The organism is Chitinimonas sp. BJYL2, from assembly GCF_027257935.1.
In the GTDB taxonomy this organism is placed as follows: domain Bacteria; phylum Pseudomonadota; class Gammaproteobacteria; order Burkholderiales; family Chitinimonadaceae; genus Chitinimonas.
In genome coordinates this window covers 661,547-677,457 of record NZ_JANZKW010000001.1, presented here as the reverse complement: position 1 = coordinate 677,457, position 15,911 = coordinate 661,547, and the positions used below count along the sequence as shown (strand labels likewise).

Annotated in this window: 14 protein-coding genes; 4 read left to right on the top strand and 10 right to left on the bottom strand. The window is 59.3% G+C overall.

Features of this window, described 5'->3' with window-relative positions; translation table 11 throughout:
• The first annotated feature begins 10 nt into the window (after window positions 1–10).
• From O9X62_RS03200 to O9X62_RS03185, 4 genes are read left to right on the top strand one after another with little or no spacing between them, the layout of a single operon-like run.
• Window positions 11–1,180: a hypothetical protein gene (locus O9X62_RS03200; RefSeq protein ID WP_269531318.1), complete on the top strand. Its 1,170-nt coding sequence runs from the start codon at window positions 11–13 to the stop codon at window positions 1,178–1,180.
• Window position 1,181: 1 nt separating this feature from the next.
• On the top strand, window positions 1,182–3,320 hold the full coding sequence (locus O9X62_RS03195) for a glycosyltransferase (protein WP_269531317.1): 2,139 nt from the start codon (window positions 1,182–1,184) through the stop codon (window positions 3,318–3,320).
• The gene (locus tag O9X62_RS03190) at window positions 3,320–4,606 is read left to right on the top strand and encodes a glycoside hydrolase family 99-like domain-containing protein (RefSeq protein ID WP_269531844.1); all 1,287 of its coding nucleotides are present in this window, start codon (window positions 3,320–3,322) and stop codon (window positions 4,604–4,606) included. Before O9X62_RS03195 ends, O9X62_RS03190 begins: the two co-directional genes overlap by 1 nt.
• Before the next feature lie 40 nt (window positions 4,607–4,646).
• Complete coding sequence (locus tag O9X62_RS03185) at window positions 4,647–5,945, top strand: phytanoyl-CoA dioxygenase family protein (RefSeq protein WP_269531843.1); 1,299 nt, start codon at window positions 4,647–4,649, stop codon at window positions 5,943–5,945.
• Here O9X62_RS03185 and O9X62_RS03180 read toward each other — a convergent pair.
• From O9X62_RS03180 to msbA, 10 genes are all read right to left on the bottom strand, one after another.
• Window positions 5,942–6,973 (bottom strand): glycosyltransferase family 2 protein, encoded by a 1,032-nt coding sequence (locus tag O9X62_RS03180; protein WP_269531316.1) that lies wholly within the window; start codon window positions 6,971–6,973, stop codon window positions 5,942–5,944. The genes O9X62_RS03185 and O9X62_RS03180 overlap by 4 nt on opposite strands.
• A gap of 13 nt (window positions 6,974–6,986) precedes the next feature.
• Entirely contained in the window at window positions 6,987–7,364 is a 378-nt protein-coding gene (locus tag O9X62_RS03175) for a GtrA family protein (protein ID WP_269531315.1), read from the bottom strand.
• Window positions 7,358–8,617 (bottom strand): hypothetical protein, encoded by a 1,260-nt coding sequence (locus tag O9X62_RS03170; protein ID WP_269531314.1) that lies wholly within the window; start codon window positions 8,615–8,617, stop codon window positions 7,358–7,360. Before O9X62_RS03170 ends, O9X62_RS03175 begins: the two co-directional genes overlap by 7 nt.
• Window positions 8,618–8,762: 145 nt before the next feature.
• Window positions 8,763–9,374, bottom strand: a complete 612-nt coding sequence (locus O9X62_RS03165) for a 2OG-Fe(II) oxygenase (protein ID WP_269531313.1) — start codon at window positions 9,372–9,374, stop codon at window positions 8,763–8,765.
• A 53-nt stretch (window positions 9,375–9,427) separates the two neighbouring features.
• Entirely contained in the window at window positions 9,428–10,039 is a 612-nt protein-coding gene (gene metW, locus O9X62_RS03160; protein ID WP_269531312.1) for a methionine biosynthesis protein MetW, read from the bottom strand.
• Window positions 10,036–11,178, bottom strand: coding sequence for a homoserine O-acetyltransferase (locus O9X62_RS03155; RefSeq protein ID WP_269531311.1), 1,143 nt, complete (start codon window positions 11,176–11,178; stop codon window positions 10,036–10,038). Before O9X62_RS03155 ends, metW begins: the two co-directional genes overlap by 4 nt.
• Before the next feature lie 2 nt (window positions 11,179–11,180).
• Window positions 11,181–11,936 (bottom strand): glycosyltransferase family 25 protein, encoded by a 756-nt coding sequence (locus O9X62_RS03150; protein WP_269531310.1) that lies wholly within the window; start codon window positions 11,934–11,936, stop codon window positions 11,181–11,183.
• Window positions 11,926–13,146: an O-antigen ligase gene (locus O9X62_RS03145; protein ID WP_269531309.1), complete on the bottom strand. Its 1,221-nt coding sequence runs from the start codon at window positions 13,144–13,146 to the stop codon at window positions 11,926–11,928. The genes O9X62_RS03150 and O9X62_RS03145 overlap by 11 nt, the downstream gene beginning before the upstream one ends.
• A 6-nt stretch (window positions 13,147–13,152) precedes the next feature.
• Entirely contained in the window at window positions 13,153–14,157 is a 1,005-nt protein-coding gene (gene waaC / locus O9X62_RS03140; protein ID WP_269531308.1) for a lipopolysaccharide heptosyltransferase I, read from the bottom strand.
• Window positions 14,150–15,898, bottom strand: a complete 1,749-nt coding sequence (gene msbA, locus O9X62_RS03135) for a lipid A export permease/ATP-binding protein MsbA (protein WP_269531307.1) — start codon at window positions 15,896–15,898, stop codon at window positions 14,150–14,152. The genes waaC and msbA overlap by 8 nt, the downstream gene beginning before the upstream one ends.
• Between the last annotated feature and the right edge of the window lie 13 nt (window positions 15,899–15,911).

The following is a 15,911-nucleotide window of genomic DNA, read 5'->3' as shown; positions in this document are numbered from 1 at the left end:
GAATATAGGCATGGTTGTTTTCTTTACCAGCATTACCAGTAATTACTTACCTAAAGCGCGTGTTCTGGCCGAATCCGTCAAGCGGCACCATCCGGACGGGCACTTCATGCTGCTGCTCTCGGATGTACCGCCTGCGGGCTTCGATATTGAGCGGGAGCCCTTTGATAGTCTCGTCACTGCGGATCAGTTGGGCATTGCTGATTTTCGGCGCTGGGCGTTCATGCATTCCGTGGTCGAGCTTTGCACCGCAGTGAAAGGGCCCGCATTCAAGTGGCTGCTGGAGACGCGCGGCGCCGACAAGGTTTTCTATCTTGACCCTGATATGGTGGTGTTTGCGCCGCTGACACCGTTGGTTGAGCGGCTTGATACATCCAGTGTGCTACTGACACCGCATCTCTGCGAGCCAGAAACCACACCGGATGCCGTGATCGACAACGAGATATGTAGCCTCAAGCACGGTGTGTTTAATCTGGGTTTTCTGGCGGTTCGTAATTCTTCGGAGGGGCGCCGGTTTGCTGACTGGTGGGCCCAGCGGCTACTGGATCATTGTTACGACGACATTCCAGGCGGCATTTTTACGGATCAGCGTTGGGTGGATCTGGCACCATGCTTTTTTGAGGACCTCGCGGTAATCCGGGACGCAAGCTACAACGTTGCCACTTGGAACCTCACTCAACGTACTGTGACAGGTAGCCTGCGCAGTGGTTTGATGGTCAATGGTCAGCCTCTGCGGCTTTACCACTACTCTGGTTTTGACAGTGGTGCACAGGAACTGATGCTCAAGAAGTATGCAGCCAGCAGCGAAGCGCTGTGGGCGATCAGAGATTGGTATATCGCGGAATGTACGCGCCACGGGCAGCATGAACTGGGCAAGCTGCCCAGTATTTATACCGTTTACGCCAATGGGGAGCGCATCGGTCAGGACGAGCGCCTGTTGTACCGTTTACGTGGTGATCTGAGGGATGCATTCCCTGATCCTTATGTATGTGATTCGGTCAATCACAGCTACTACCATTGGTACCGTGCTGAACAGGCACCGGGCAATGCCGCCAGGCCGCCTGAGCTGGCTGGCCGTGAGCTGCATGAGACCAGAGAGGCCCTTAATCGCATTCTGCAGTCCAGGTCGTGGCGCTTGGCGCAAAAGATAGCTGCTGTAGCGCGAGCTTTGCGTTTGAGTTGATATGCCGGAGATTCACCTTTTTGCTCGGCGAGCGGATATTGAATCTGTTCTGATCACGCTCAGGGATTGCCTCGAGAACTCGGTGCATGGCTTGCCCGTCTGGATTCATGCGCAGGGTTCCCTCGCGCTTGCGTTGGCGGATGCGCTGGTGCCGGGCCGTGTACAAATGGCCCCTGCAGACTTGTGGCCCAATGGCGACGTTATCCTGCTCGCGGCTGGCGTTCGCTTGCCCTATGGATGGGATGCGCGACTTGTCGGGGCCGCCAAGTTGGCACGGGGTTATGCGACGCTGTCGCCACTGTGTCGCGAGTTGCCATATCACGCACCTGTTGCTGCTTCAGTCTTAGAGGTGTCGTTGGATGACGCTGATCGTATCGTGCTGGACGGTAGTTTGGGCGAGGTATGGGCCACTCCGATTTGTTCAAACGCATGCGTGCTTCTGTTTGCGAAGTGGGTAGATCCTGACAGTTTGCAGCGGTGGGCCGATGCTGAACAAACCGAACCATTTTCCTTGTGGCTTACAGAGCAAAATGCGAGTCACGGCCTCACCGATGTGGTTTTGGTTGGCGCGCCAGACGATTTTCCTCGGATAGCCTTGCCTGAGGCTTTGTCATCTTGGGTGGCGGCGTGTGGGGCGATTAATCCTTTGCATTACCGCCAATACCGGACACACTGTTTTCCACCTTACCTGCTCGACCGTCGCCCAGTGCAGCTGCATGTCATGCACAGTTGGGGCGGGGGGCTGGAGCGCTGGGTGCAGGATTACTGCAAAGCAGATACCGGGCGGGTCAATCTGGTCCTGAAGTCTATTGGTAATGTGGGCCTGTATGGTCAGCGCGTTGCCTTATATCTAGGCCCCGAGGCCAGCGAGCCAGTAAGGGTATGGCAGTTTGACTGTGCGATTCGCGGTACTGCTGATCATCATCCCGAGTATCGTCGGATGTTGGAGGACGTAATCAGTGAGTTCCAAGTCGACGCAGTGATCGTTTCTTCATTGATCGGGCACGCGCTCGATGCGTTTCGGACCGGACTGCCTACCGTCCATGTATGGCATGAGTATTATCCATTCTGCCCGGCGCTTTACATTCATCGTGCGGGACATACCTGCAGCAAATGTGATCCCGTAGCATTGCGTACCTGTCGCCAGGAAAATCCGCTCTACCATCTTTTCCCCACTGTGCTTGATGAAGAGTGGCTTGCTTTGCGCGAGCAGTACGCTGAGGCAGTGCTGAATAACGTGGTAAGGCTGGTTGCTCCCACGGAATCCGTTGTACGCAACTATGCTGCCTTAGCTCCCCGATTGACCAAGGCGGAGCCGGTCGTCATTGAGCATGGTGTCAGTTGGCTCGAGCCTGGGTCATGGCAGCCAACTGTTAGTACCGGCAGGCTTACCGTGGTTGTGCTCGGCAGACTTTCGGTTGCCAAAGGGCAAGCTTTGCTGGACGCCGCCTTGCCGGAGATTACGGGTTTTGCGGATGTCGTCTTGCTGGGTTGCGGGGATGCTGGTGAGCGTTATCGCCACTTCAAGGGCTTGTCCGTGGTACCGCATTACGATGCGTTGAGTCTACCGACGCTCCTGCGGGAATATGCACCGGACATCGGTTTACTATTGAGTATTGTGCCGGAGACCTTCAGTTACACCTTGAGTGAGCTGATGTGTGCAGGTATTCCCCCGTTAGCCACGAACCATGGCGCCTACCTTAGTCGTATCCAAGATGGTGTGAATGGCTACCTGTGCCCCCCAGATGCCGGCCTCATCGTGCGACGACTCAAAAGTCTTGATGCGGATCGCAACTCCCTGAAGCGAACGCGGGATGTGTTGGTGGCAGATGGGCACCGTACGACACAGGACATGGTCGCTGATTATCATGCGCTGCTGCCGTTGCGGGCGATGGCGGCAGGTTATTCTCCGCGTCGTCGCGGCCTTGAGCCATGCGAGCCTGGCACCTTGGTGGGCCAGATGGCGGGCTTCCCGAAGCCCTTCCGGCAGGCACTTTACGATGCCCATGGTTATCTGCGTGTGAAGCTCAGCCAGTCTGCAAAACTTCGTCCGTGGCAGCGTCGAGGCCTGCAATACCTGCTGGAGCTGGGCATGCGGGCGATATACAAACTCTGGGGTATCGCAGGAAGATTGTCGTGATGCCCAGAGAGCCTAAACTGCTGGCCTTTTATTTACCCCAGTTCCATCCGATTCCTGAGAACGATGCATGGTGGGGCAAGGGCTTTACCGAGTGGACCAATGTTGTCCAGGGGCGCCCACAGTTTCAGGCGCACTATCAGCCCCACGTGCCGGCGGACCTCGGCTTCTACGATCTGCGCCTGCGAGAGAGCCGTGCAGCTCAGGCAGCTCTGGCCCGCGCATACGGCATTGACGGCTTCTGTTACCACTACTACTGGTTTGGCGGTAAGCGGCTGCTGGAGCAGCCGCTGGAGGCCATGCTGGCCGATGGCGAACCTGATCTGCCCTTCTGCCTGTGCTGGGCGAACGAAAACTGGACCCGGCGCTGGAACGGCGAGGAGCGAGATGTCCTGATCGCACAGTCGCATAGTCCCGAGGACGATCTGGCGATGTTTGCGGATGTAAGCCGACATTTCGCCGATCCGCGTTATATCAGGATTGATGGCCGTCCCGTGTTCCTGGTCTACCGCGCCGATATACTGCCTGACCCGATGGCCACCGTTCGCCGTTGGCGCGAACAGGCCGCGCGAGAGGGGCTGGCCGATCCCTATCTGTGCGCCGTGCAGAGCTTCGGTATTGGTGACCCTACCGGCTGGGGATTTGACGCGGCCGTCGCATTCCCGCCCCATGGCGTGGTGGCCGCCGAGTACGCCACGGAGGAGACGCACGCGGTGCCGGGATTCAAAGGACGTGTCTTCGATTATCTGGATGCGGTCCGTTTTGATCTGGCTCGCGCACCGGTCAATTACCCGCGCTTTCCCTGTGTCATGCCCAGTTGGGACAATACAGCAAGGCGTCGGCAGTTTGGCCACTGCTATCAGGGCAGTCACCCAATGGTTTACCGAGCTTGGCTCGCCGATGCTATTGCGCGCAGCCAGCGCGACCCCCATACGCCCGCACCATTGGTATTCATCAATGCATGGAACGAATGGGCCGAGGGCTGCCATCTGGAGCCCGACCTGCGTTACGGCCATGCCTGGCTACAGGCTACGCAGGCAGCGCGTCACCATGGTCCTGCACCAGATAAGTTGTTAGATGGACTGATAGCCGGATTAAGTCCCGCAAGCCAAGACGTAGGTGTTGGAGATGCTTGGGAGTACATTGAGCTGGATACTAAAAGCTCAAGGCGCGTGCCGCCTAGCAGGCGCCAGCGTTTCTATTTAAGTGCAAGAGGTTTTTTTAATCGCTGGCCAAGGCTCAAAAAGGCGATTCGCCCTTTTGCTCGTTTTCTTGGTTTTATTGATTAAGCTGGCAATTCAAGTGATTGCTTGATGTGGGGTGGAAGTGATGTTAAGGAAATGGTTTGGCCGCACCTCTAAGGCGGTGCAGGCTCATGTGCAAAAAAGTATGGAAATGTTGGGCGTGATCGAATTTGTTCAGTGGGAGTTTGTTAATTCTCCACAGCCTCTAGTGGGGTTGGCCCAATTGCAATTCCATGTTCGCGCCAGTCAATTTGCCAGTCGGGAGGTGGAGATTTGCTTGATTAGAGATCGGGCAACGATTGGATTGCGAAAGGTTCCATTGGATGATGCCGGGGGGGGCACAGCTTGGTTTGCTCTCCATACGCATGTTCTTGATAACGGCCCCCATAGTCTTATGGCTACTTTGCTTGATGCCGAGACAAAGGCCGAGTTATGGCGTGGCGAAGTTGAATTTGATGTATCCAACGTTGGGGAGTTGGCGGAATCGGTATCGGCCAATTTCCGTCGTAACGAGGTAGGGCTGGTTGTTGATACGTTTTGCGATGCAGAGAGTTACGATTATGCTGATGATACTCTCAAGCCTTGGTATGACCGTCCTGATGCAATGGAGCAGATTGCCGCCTGGGAGGCGTCAGGCGCTCTTCCCGCCGATATCGCCGCCCATTTCAGACATTTTGTAACTGAGGGCTATATTGTTCTTGAGGGTTTAATTGATCACGAGTTAATTGATGCCGTTAATTCGGAAATTGATGATGCTCTTGCATCGCATTATCAAGGGTACGAGTATGGTTCCAGTCAACGCATCGAGCATTTGCACACGCATTATGAAAATGCGCGTAAGCTTTTTCTGGATAGAAGATATCTCGATATCCTTGACAGGCTCTATCGGGCGACCGCGCGCCCCTGCCAGACATTAACTTATGTCTTTGGCAGTCAGCAGGATGCTCACCAAGATACGGTGCATTTGACCCCCTTTCCAGCTGGCTACATGTGTGGAGTCTGGATTGCATTGCAAGATGTTGTGCCGAACTCTGGCGAGTTGGCGGTGTACCCGCGCAGTCATAGACTGCCGCGCGTTTACATGCATGATGTTGCATGTGCCAAGGTAAACGGGGATTGGCGAGAGTTTGGTGAAAAAGTCGTTGGTTATTGGCGTGAGCTCGTCAGTCGAAATGGCTTGAAGGCGGAGCCCTACTTGCCCAAAAAAGGAACTGTTCTAATTTGGCACGAGAACCTAATGCATGAGGGTAGCGTGCGGCGAAATCCTGAGTTACCACGTCGCTCTATGGTAATACATACCTTTGCGGATGGTGCTGTTGTGTTCTATGACTCATCCGGGCTCGTTGGCCACGCGGTTCATAGGAGCGAACTGCGCAGAGATTAATTTTGGCTCCCCTGTTTCTCGGGGGCGTGAGTTCGCCGGGTGTGATTGTTTCGTTGGTAGAGCAATATCCAGAGTGGTTTGCTTGCATGCCGTGCCATATCAAGGCTAAAGAAGCTGAGTAGCAACTGAATGCCCACCATGGCAGGTAGCGCCGCGAGCATGATGGAGCCGGCGGTTGCGGGAATGCCGGTTGTGATACTGCGATACCACTCGTAACCGCCAAACAGTGTGGCGAACAGGATAAGTGGCATAGCCAGCGCAAGACACAGCGATCCAAGACTGAAGCCGCGCAGAAAGTATTGGTACGTAATCCGCTTGGCGATGCGGGCAGCATGTTTACGGCTGAAGTCGGTCAGGGCTTGGCCGACCCTCAGGTTGCTGACCTCGTCGCCATAGCGTGCCGGCATGGGAATATCCATCACGACGGCGTTTACAATCCCTAACCTGAACAGCAGGTCCGTTTCAAAGAAATAGCGCTGGGCCACGCGCTCCAGTTTGATCCAAGGCAGCACGTCTGCGTGTATGGCAGTGAATCCGTTGGTCGGGTCCATGATCTGCCAGTAGCCGGTCGACAGCTTGGTCAGGAAGGATAGGCCTGCATTACCTACTAGGCGAACCAGCGGCATGCTGCGTAGCCCATCTGGCTCGAAAAAGCGGTTGCCTTTGGTGTAGTCGGCTTCGCCGGCCACAATGGGTGCGATCAGTGAGGGGATGAAAGACGGGTCCATCTGACCATCTCCGTCCACCTTGATCAGGATCTCGAAGCCTTGCTCTGCTGCCGCTTTGTAACCGGCCATGACGGCGCCGCCGACCCCCAGGTTGTCTGGCAACCGTAGCACCGTGACTTGAGGATGGCCCGAAAATGCCTGTTCAACGGTGTGACCTGATGCGTGAGGACAGGCGTCATCCACAACGAATACGTGATCGACGTAATCAAACAAGCCGTTCACGACGTTGACAACAAAGTTGTGGACTTTGTAGGCAGGTACAACGGCGCAGATTCGCGGCAAAGGGTGGGTGGAGGACATGTCGGTAGTCGGGTCAGTGAGCGCGGAATACAAAGTATCGGGATATCAGATAGTTGCTGATGACAACGGCGGCAGTGGCCAGTAGTTTGGCCCAAAGTGGCATCATGCCTGCGGCCAGACTGACCGATAGCAAGACGGTCCCCAGCAGCAGGTTGAATGCGAAGCCACCCCCGTAGCGTAAGGCGGTCGCCAGTCGGAGTGGTTGTTGCTGCTTGAAGGTGATCCGGTGGTGCGCAAACAGGCCCATCAGAAAGCCTGCCAGCATGCTGACCAGATTGGACAGGGCGGCGTGAGATGTGAGATGGTACACGATGAGAAACAGGCCGGTATCCAGTGCAAACACACCGCCACCCACCACGCCAAAACGGAATAGTTCAGCCAACTTCACCATTTGACTTCGCGGCTGGTTGATGAGGGAGCCCTGATGGCAAGGGCTCTCGCTGCAAGCAGGCTGACTGTAACCAATAGCGTGTAGTTGTAGCGAAAGTCGCAGGCGATGCCAATCAAGGCATAGCTGCCGACAAAAGCAATCGTACAGCTGAGCAGCGTTGTTGCCGCCCAGTCCCGGCGGCGCCAGTACAGAATCACAAGACCGCACGCTACGAGCAGGTAGTACCAATGTCGGTAAAGCGGAGTGTCGGCCAGGCGCGTTACCGCTCTGTGTATTCTTTGCGCGTAACGGCCCTCGTGAGGTGCCAATCCCAGCTTTCCGGTCAGCTCCTCGTTCGCTAAAGGATGATTGATCGGACCAGCAATGCCTCGATGATAGGGTAGGCACTGCGAGACGCCGTACCAGCCCAACGTGCTTAGCCATACCTCCGCCCGGTGCGACAGGTAGGCGGCAGGATCCATGCGGACTTGGTCTAGCCAGATGCGGGAGGTATCCACCAGTGAAACATCCCAATAGCGTTTCTCGGGACCATCAAGCGTATCGACCCGGCGGCTGCTGTATTTTGGGACGTTGGCCTGCAGCTCCTCCAGCACTGGCTGACTGATGGCGCTGGATGCCGGAGCGCCCTGGGACAGCATGCCGACGAGGTCATAGCGCATGAGTATCTTGAGACCCACCTCGCCCCCTGGGGGGAGCGCATTGAGTCCCCGCGCATGGGCAAAGCTGCCGATGGCGCTGTTCAGCGCGGGCGGTACCGCAATCATCAAGGCAGCGACCAGCAGCCCGATCAGACGGCGAGGATAAAGCTGCCATGCAGTCAGCAGGCTCAGTGCAACAGCAAACAGGATGCCTTGTTGCCGCACGCCGACCATGATGGTCATCAGCACCAGCAAGGCCGCCAGCCCTGACCAGCGCGACAGCCCGTGCAGGGCCTGAAGACGGGCGGGGATCAGGAAAGCAAGGACAACGACATGGGCCAGCAGCACATCTTTCCAGACGATGCCGGTGTACAGCAGCATGATCGGGTTAAGCACCAGCAAGCCTGCCAGTACCAGACGCCAGGCCGGGCTGGATCGTCCTGGCGCAAGTGCCAGCCAGGTTGCACTGCTTAACAGCAGGGCGGACAACACAACAAACCCTTCGGGTGCGCCGCCAAGTTTGTCCAGTATGCCCAGCAGCACCGACATCAGGGGGGGGTTGAAGGAAATGAAGTGAAGTGTGCGTCCTTCATACAGCTGGATGATGGAGTCCACGCTCAGTTGTCCCGGCAAGCCGAGACCGACGCTGAGGACGAACTGTGTGATGACCAGCAGTACCAGCCAGACAGGGGTATCTGACCATTTAATGCGTTGAGTGATTGTCATGGCACGAACAAGGTAAAGGGCTGGAGCGCCACGCCTATCGGCGCATCCAGCCTGTGAGTGACCAGCGAACCCGGTTGGCAGGCTGGACGGCGTGCCAGAACCTGTCAGACATGAACAGAACCAGACGCCCGCCGATCGGACTTATGTCCAGATACTCGTCGTTGGGTGAGGCTCCCAGCCATAGGCGGATCTGCCCCCCGTGGGTGGTTTCCCAAGCGTCGTTCAGATAGCAAACGACCGAGACAGTCCGCGCATCATCATCCCGGAAACGGTCGATATGGCGCTGATAGAAGCTGCCGACCGGGTAACTCGCATAGTGAAATTCACCTTCGCGGATACCCAGAAAGAGTTGGCGATTAAGTTCGCATTTCAGTGACTCGATCCGCGACCAATAACAGCGCTCGGCATCGCTCGGCGCATGGGGGTCTAGCCAGCGCACTGCGTCGCCGCGAATATCGTCGCGGATTTGCTGAGCGCTGCCGCGACCCACGCCAGCGCGATGGAATTCGCCGGCTACCAGACGGCGCTCACCCTCTTGGCGGAGGGCGCGCACTTCATCGGCGCACAGGAAGTCGTCGCAAATCGCCCAGCCTTCATTGGCAAGGCTGTTGATCAGGTCGGGCAAGCGGGATTCAAAAGCGGTCATGGTGGAAACGGGGGTGTTGCCTGCGCGGTGTGGTGCTGCGTACATCATCACCATCAGGCGCGCTCAAAACGGACCAAGGCCAGACTACCCCGCAGATTCGGCAGGAACTCGACCCGCTCGCCTTGGTGCAGCACCATCTGGCCGGTCACGCGGCCACCGCGGGCTGTGATCAGGTCGTCAAAGTCGTGCAGGGTGCACAGGTGGATATTGGGGGTGTTGTACCACTGGTAAGGAATGGTTTCCGATACCGGCATGCGGCCGAACAGCAGCTGCCAGCGGTTTTCCCAATAGCCGAAATTAGGGAAGGTGATGATGCCGGTGCGACCGACGCGGAGCATCTCGTCGAGGATCAACTCCACCCGTTTCATCGACTGGATGGTGAGCGACAGGACCACATAGTCGAAGCTGTCGGCCTCGAAGCCGGCCAGACCGGACTCCAGATCGCGTTGGATGACATCGACGCCGCGGCTGATGCAGCCGATGACGCCTTCGACATCGATTTCCACGCCATAGCCGCTGACCTGTTTGTGATCGCGCAGCCAAGCCAGCAACTCGCCGTCGCCGCAGCCCAGATCCAGTACGCGGGTTTCCTGGGCGATCCAGTGAGCGATGCGGGCGAGGTCGGGGCGCAGGGTGTCGGTCTGTATGTAAGTCGTGGTGCTCATGCGCCTACCTCCTCTGCCACACGGTTCAGATAAGCACGCATCAGGCGCATATAGGGTTCGTCGGTCATCAGGAAGGCGTCGTGGCCGTGTACGGATTCAATCTCGGCATAACTCACATGCTTCTTGGCATCGAGCAGGCCTTTGACGGTTTCTTTGGAGCGCTCGGGTGAGAAGCGCCAGTCACTGTCGAAACTGACCACCAGGAACTTGGCCTGGGTGGCAGCGAGCGCTGCGGGGAGACTGCCGCCAAAGTGGCGTGCTGGGTCGAAGTAGTCGAGGGCCTTGGTCATCAGCAGGTAGGTATTGGCATCGAACACGTCGGCAAAGCGGTCGCCCTGATAGCGCAGATAGCTTTCGATCTCGAAGTCGGTCTCAAAGCCGAAGCCGTATTCATCGCCCTTGAGCTGGCGTCCGAATTTGCCGCCCATGCCGGCATCACTGAGATAAGTGATATGGCCCAGCATCCGCGCAAGGCGCAGGCCACGGCGCGGGACAACGCCATGCTCGTAGTAATCACCGCCGTGGAAATCCGGGTCGGTGAGAATGGCGTTGCGGGCCACATCATTGAAGGCGATGTTCTGGGCGGTGAGGCGAGGTGCCGAGGCGATGGTCAGGCAGTGACGTACCCGCTGGGGGAAACTCACGGTCCAGCGGAGCGCCTGCATGCCGCCGAGGCTACCGCCGATGATGGCAGCCCAGCGATCGATGCCCAGCCGGTCGGCCAGTCTGGCCTGTGTCTGCACCCAGTCGTTGACGACCACAACGGGGAAGCGCGAGCCCCAGGGTTTGCCGGTGGCCGGGTCAATGCTGGAAGGGCCGGTGGAGCCATGGCAGCCGCCAAGGTTGTTGACGCCAACGACAAAGAAGCGACGGGTATCAATCGGCTTGCCCGGCCCGACCATGGTGTCCCACCAGCCGGGGTACTTGTCTTCCGGCGTATACCGGCCTGCGACGTGGTGGTTACCCGAGAGCGCGTGGCAGATCAGTATGGCATTGGAGCGCTCGGCATTCAGGGTGCCGTAGGTCTCATACATTAATTGATACTGCGGGATGACGGCACCGCTCTGGAGCTGGAAGGGCTCATCAAAGTGGGCGCATTGCGCCTGCACCAGACCGACGGAGTGGGGATCGTTCACCATGATCAGCATCGCCCGTAATGGCGGAGGTTAAAGAGTTTTCTGGAGAGGCCCTGCCAGCCATTGATCAACTCGCGCTGCCACTTGCGCCAGCGAGGGCGCCGGCTGCTGCTGCGCTGGCCGATAGTGGAATTGAACGCCGGGGCCAAGTCTATCGCGGCGGGCATCAGGGTATACAGCCGCTGCTTGTGTTGCCAGTAAAGATCAACGGTTTCATCGATGGGCCAGACGATGGACGCGGCAAGCTTGGCCAGGGCTGCCGCGCTGTGCGGCTGGATCAGATAGCCTTGCAGGCCGGATGGCGGGCGATCATGGGCGTGCAGCGCGTAGCTCGCATCCAGTGCTTGCTGGCACCATCCGCCACGTCGCGGCAACAAGGTCATCAGTCGGACGATGTCCCAATCTTGACGGTGTGCCATGAGTGCACGCAGGGCCGGGACGAAGTCGGGGGTGAGCACGATATCGTCTTCCAGAATGCACCATGCCGCGTCCGGGGATGCTGCGCAGGCTTGCCATAGTGCCCGGTGGCTCATGAAGCAACCTACCTCGCCGGGGCGCAGGTCGTCACCGAACAGGCGCTGACGGGCGCGCACATCGTAATCGGCGGGATAGTCCTCGCGGCGCGAGATGCGTTGCGCGTCGAAGAATTCGTACGCTATGCCGGGCGCATGATGTGCAAACTGCTCGGCCATGTGCACGCGCCGCTCGGTGCAATCCGCGAGCGAGAGGATATGGATCCGTGGCAAGGCATCAGCCGTCATGAGGTTTCCGGAGGGTGGGATACAACAGTGCAGACAACAGCATGGTGGCCCCTATGCTGGTGACATTGTCGGTAAAGAACGAATTCCCCAGTGAGGCAATCGCCATGCTCGCCAGTAAGGCCTGACCCAGCCAGCGAGGGTAGGTTTCTGCCTTGCCGAGTTGCCGCCAGGCAGCGACAAGCCAGAGTATGAGCAGCAGCGGTCCCGCAATGCCATGCTCCACGCCGAGCCTCAGGTAGTCATTATGCGGATTGTGGCTTGCGAGCAGGGAGTCCCGGTAGCCGGTGAGTGCCTGATACGCGTGACGGTAACTACCAGTGCCCACGCCCAGCCAGGGATGCTCGGCCATCAGTTTCACGCTGTTGCGGTGGAAATCCAGGCGGGCACCGATCGAGGTGTTGGCGTTGCCTTGGGCAAACTGATCCAGATCGTTGGCGGCACGGACGACACCGTAGCGAAACCCCGGCGCGGCAACATAAAGCGCCGGCACGAGCACGGCCAGACAGAGGGCGCCGATCAGCAGGCCCCGCCAGGCAAAGCGTTGCACGATCAGCACCATGGCCAGCACCAAGATCAGGATCTGGCCGCTGCGGCCCTGCACCATCCAGAAAGCATTGACGAGCAGGATCGCGGCAGCCAGCATGAGCCAGGGCCGCATCCGGGGTGACCAGCGCTTCAGCAGGAAACCAGCTGCGATCAGGTACAGCACCATGCCGACAAAATAGTTGTGATAGATGTGGGCCTGCAGGTAGACCCAGCTTTGCCGGTAGGCTTCCGGATTGGCCACGGCCAGCTGATCGTGAATCTGGTGGCGGGTCGGCCAGCCCAAGGCGGCACCCAGATAGGAGGCCCCCACGGCAATGGCGACACCGGCACCCAGGCCCCAGGCCAAGGCTTTCTGGCGTTCCGGCGTGTGTAGCAAGGCGACCCACACCGGCAAGGGCAGCAACCAGCGGAATTTGCCGAGTTCGCGCAGGACTTCCGGGGTACTCGCCGGCCCCCAGAAACACCCGATGACGACCAGGGTCGCCAGGGTCAGCCCCACCCAGACAACGGGCATGCGCATTACATCGGCAAGCCGGCGCCGGCTCTCAGCCTCCGCAAGCCCGAGCACCAGCAATACGGCACTCATCAGGTTAAGCAAGGCGGTGCTGGTAGGGATGCTGGCGCCAGCGAGGCCGATCAGGGTGTAAAGGAGAGCAGGTGGCACGGTAGGTCAGTTCCCATTCTGATCCGGGGCGCAGGCCGCTGTGCGCCAAGGCATTCCGGCTTGCCACACCTGTTCCACCGTGGGCGAGACGTCGATGCCGCCGAGCGCCACCCCATAGCCGGGGGCTGGCTGGAAAAAGGCCGGATCGGTGGCGGTGAAGAGCGCGAGAGTCGGGGTGCGGCAGGCGGCGGCCAGATGCGTCAGCCCGGTATCGAGCCCCACCACCATGCCGCAGCCGGCGAGATAGTCGGGCCAATCCTGCAGGGGCAATCGGGGCAGCAGTTGCGCACCTGCGCCCATGCCTGCGCCCATGCGCTCGGCACGTTGCCGCTCCGCATCGCTACCCCAAGCGATGTCGATCTGCCAGCCGGCCTCAAGGAAGCGTCGGCCCAGCGCGATCCAGTGATCTTCATCCCACAGCTTGTGATCACGCGAGACGCCGTGCAGGAACACCACGCGTTGTGAGGGCCGGGGGGAGCGCCTGGCTTGCAGGCCGTAGTCGACGGCTCGCGCTGCGTCGGTATCGGCAGCGAAAGCCACCAAGGCCCGTTGCCGCGCGACGGCATGGCAGGTCGCTGCGGGGTGGAAGTGGGCATCGTAGAAGCGCGCTGCGGGCGCTTCGCCACAGGCATCGGCGCTGAACCCGACTCGCCGGCTTGCCCGTGCCAGCGCACAGCAAAGCGCGCTTTTCCACAGGCCCTGGCCATCGATCACCAAGTCGTAAGGGTGTGCGCGCAGCGCGCCGATACAGGCAAACAGGGCGCGCCAGCTTTGCAGGCTGCCCAGCGATCGGCTCCAGCGTTTGAGCGGGATAGCCAGTACGCGGGCAACGTGCTGATGCATGCGCGGAATGTCGGCAAAGCGCTCGTCCACCAGCCAGTCAATCTCGGCATCGGGCCAGCGCCGCTTCAGGTCAGTGACCGCGGCAGCGGTAAACAGCTGATCGCCCATGGCGGATAACTTGATGATCAGGATGCGACGTGGCGCATCGTCGCGCCGCGTGTCAGCCATGCTGGGTTTGCCAAAGTCGGGTATAGGCACCCTGCTGGGCAAGCAGGGCAGCATGCGTGCCGGATTCAACAATCTCGCCTTGCCGCATCACCAGTATCCGGTTGGCCTTTTCGATCGTGCTCAGACGGTGGGCGATGATGAGCGTGGTGCGGCCTTTCATCAGCGTTTCCAGGGCAGACTGGACGAGCCGCTCCGATTCGGTATCTAGGGCCGAGGTGGCCTCATCCAGAATCAGCACCGGGGCATCTTTGTAGAGGGCGCGGGCAATGGCGAGCCGTTGTCGCTGTCCGCCCGAGAGGCGGGCGCCGTTTTCGCCGATCGGGGTCTCGTAACCGGATGCCATGGCTGTAATGAAATCATGCGCTTGCGCAGCCTGCGCCGCGGCGTGGACGCGCGCGAGATCCGGAGCCGGGTCGCCATAGGCGATATTGGCGGTCACCGTATCGTTGAACAGGACCACATCCTGGCTCACCAGCGCGATTTGCCGGCGCAAGCTGGCCAGGGTGTAGTCCCGGATATCGTGTCCGTCTAGCTGAATGCTGCCTGCGCTGGGGTCCATGAAGCGGGGCAGCAGCATGGCCAGGGTGGTCTTGCCGCTGCCGGAGCCGCCAACCAGGGCAACGACCTCGCCCGGCGCAATATCGAGGTCGATATCGCGCAGCGCCAGCGTCGGGCTATCACCATAACGTACTGCCACACCGGCCAAGGTCAGCCTGCCCGCAGGCCGATCCATGGTGAGCTTGCCCTCGTCCACCTCGCCGGCACGGTCGATCAGGCCATACACGGTCTGGGCAGCTGCCAGGCCGCGCTGCAGTTCTTCGTTCATCTTGGTGAGGTTCTTGACCGGGGTCTGGATCTGCAGCATGGCGGTCATGAACGAGATGAAAGCACCGGCGGTGAGCAGGCCGGCACTCGCCCGCAGGCTGGCAAAGTAGATGATGCCCGCCAGGGTGGTGGCCACCATGAGCACGACAAAGCCGGAGTTCAGGGCCGTGGTCAGGTCAATCTTGATGTACGCACTGCGCAGGCGGTTGGCTACGCGGGCAAAGCGGGCCTGTTCATAAGGTTGGCCGCCGTAAATCTTGACCACGCGCTGCCCGCCGATGGCTTCATCCAGCACGCCCCCCAGCTCGGCCATGGCGTCCTGCCCGCCCAGGCTCAGGCGCCGCAGGCGCTTGCCGACCTTCTGGATGCTGAAGGCCACCACGGGCAATACGGCAAAACAGATCAGGGTCAGCTGCCAGTCCAGCCACAGCATCCAGCTCAGGAGCGCAATCACCAGCAAGGTGTCGCGGATGGACACAGTCAGCACATGGGTGCTGGCGCGGGTAATGCCGGTGACGTCGTAACTGATCCGGCTCATCAGCACGCCGCCGGACTCTTTCTCGAAATCGCCATTGGGCAGGGTCAAGAGGCGCGCAAACATTTGCTGACGCAGATCGAACTGCATGCGGTTGGCGAGCCAGGACACCGCATAGGCGTTGACCACACTGGCCAGAAAACGCGCCACGGCCAAACCGACGAGTATGGCAGGGATCACCCAGATCGCCTGCTCGCGACCGCCATTGGGAACCAGATTGTTATCGATCAGCGGCTTGAGCAGCATGTTGAGGCCGGCTTCAGTGGCTGCCATGACAATCAGGCCCAGAAACGAGGCGGCCAATACCCATTTGTAATGCAGGGTATGGCGGAGTATGCGCAGATAGAGTTCGCGACTGGTGGGTTGGGGCGCTAAAGACATGCCCGTATTGTAA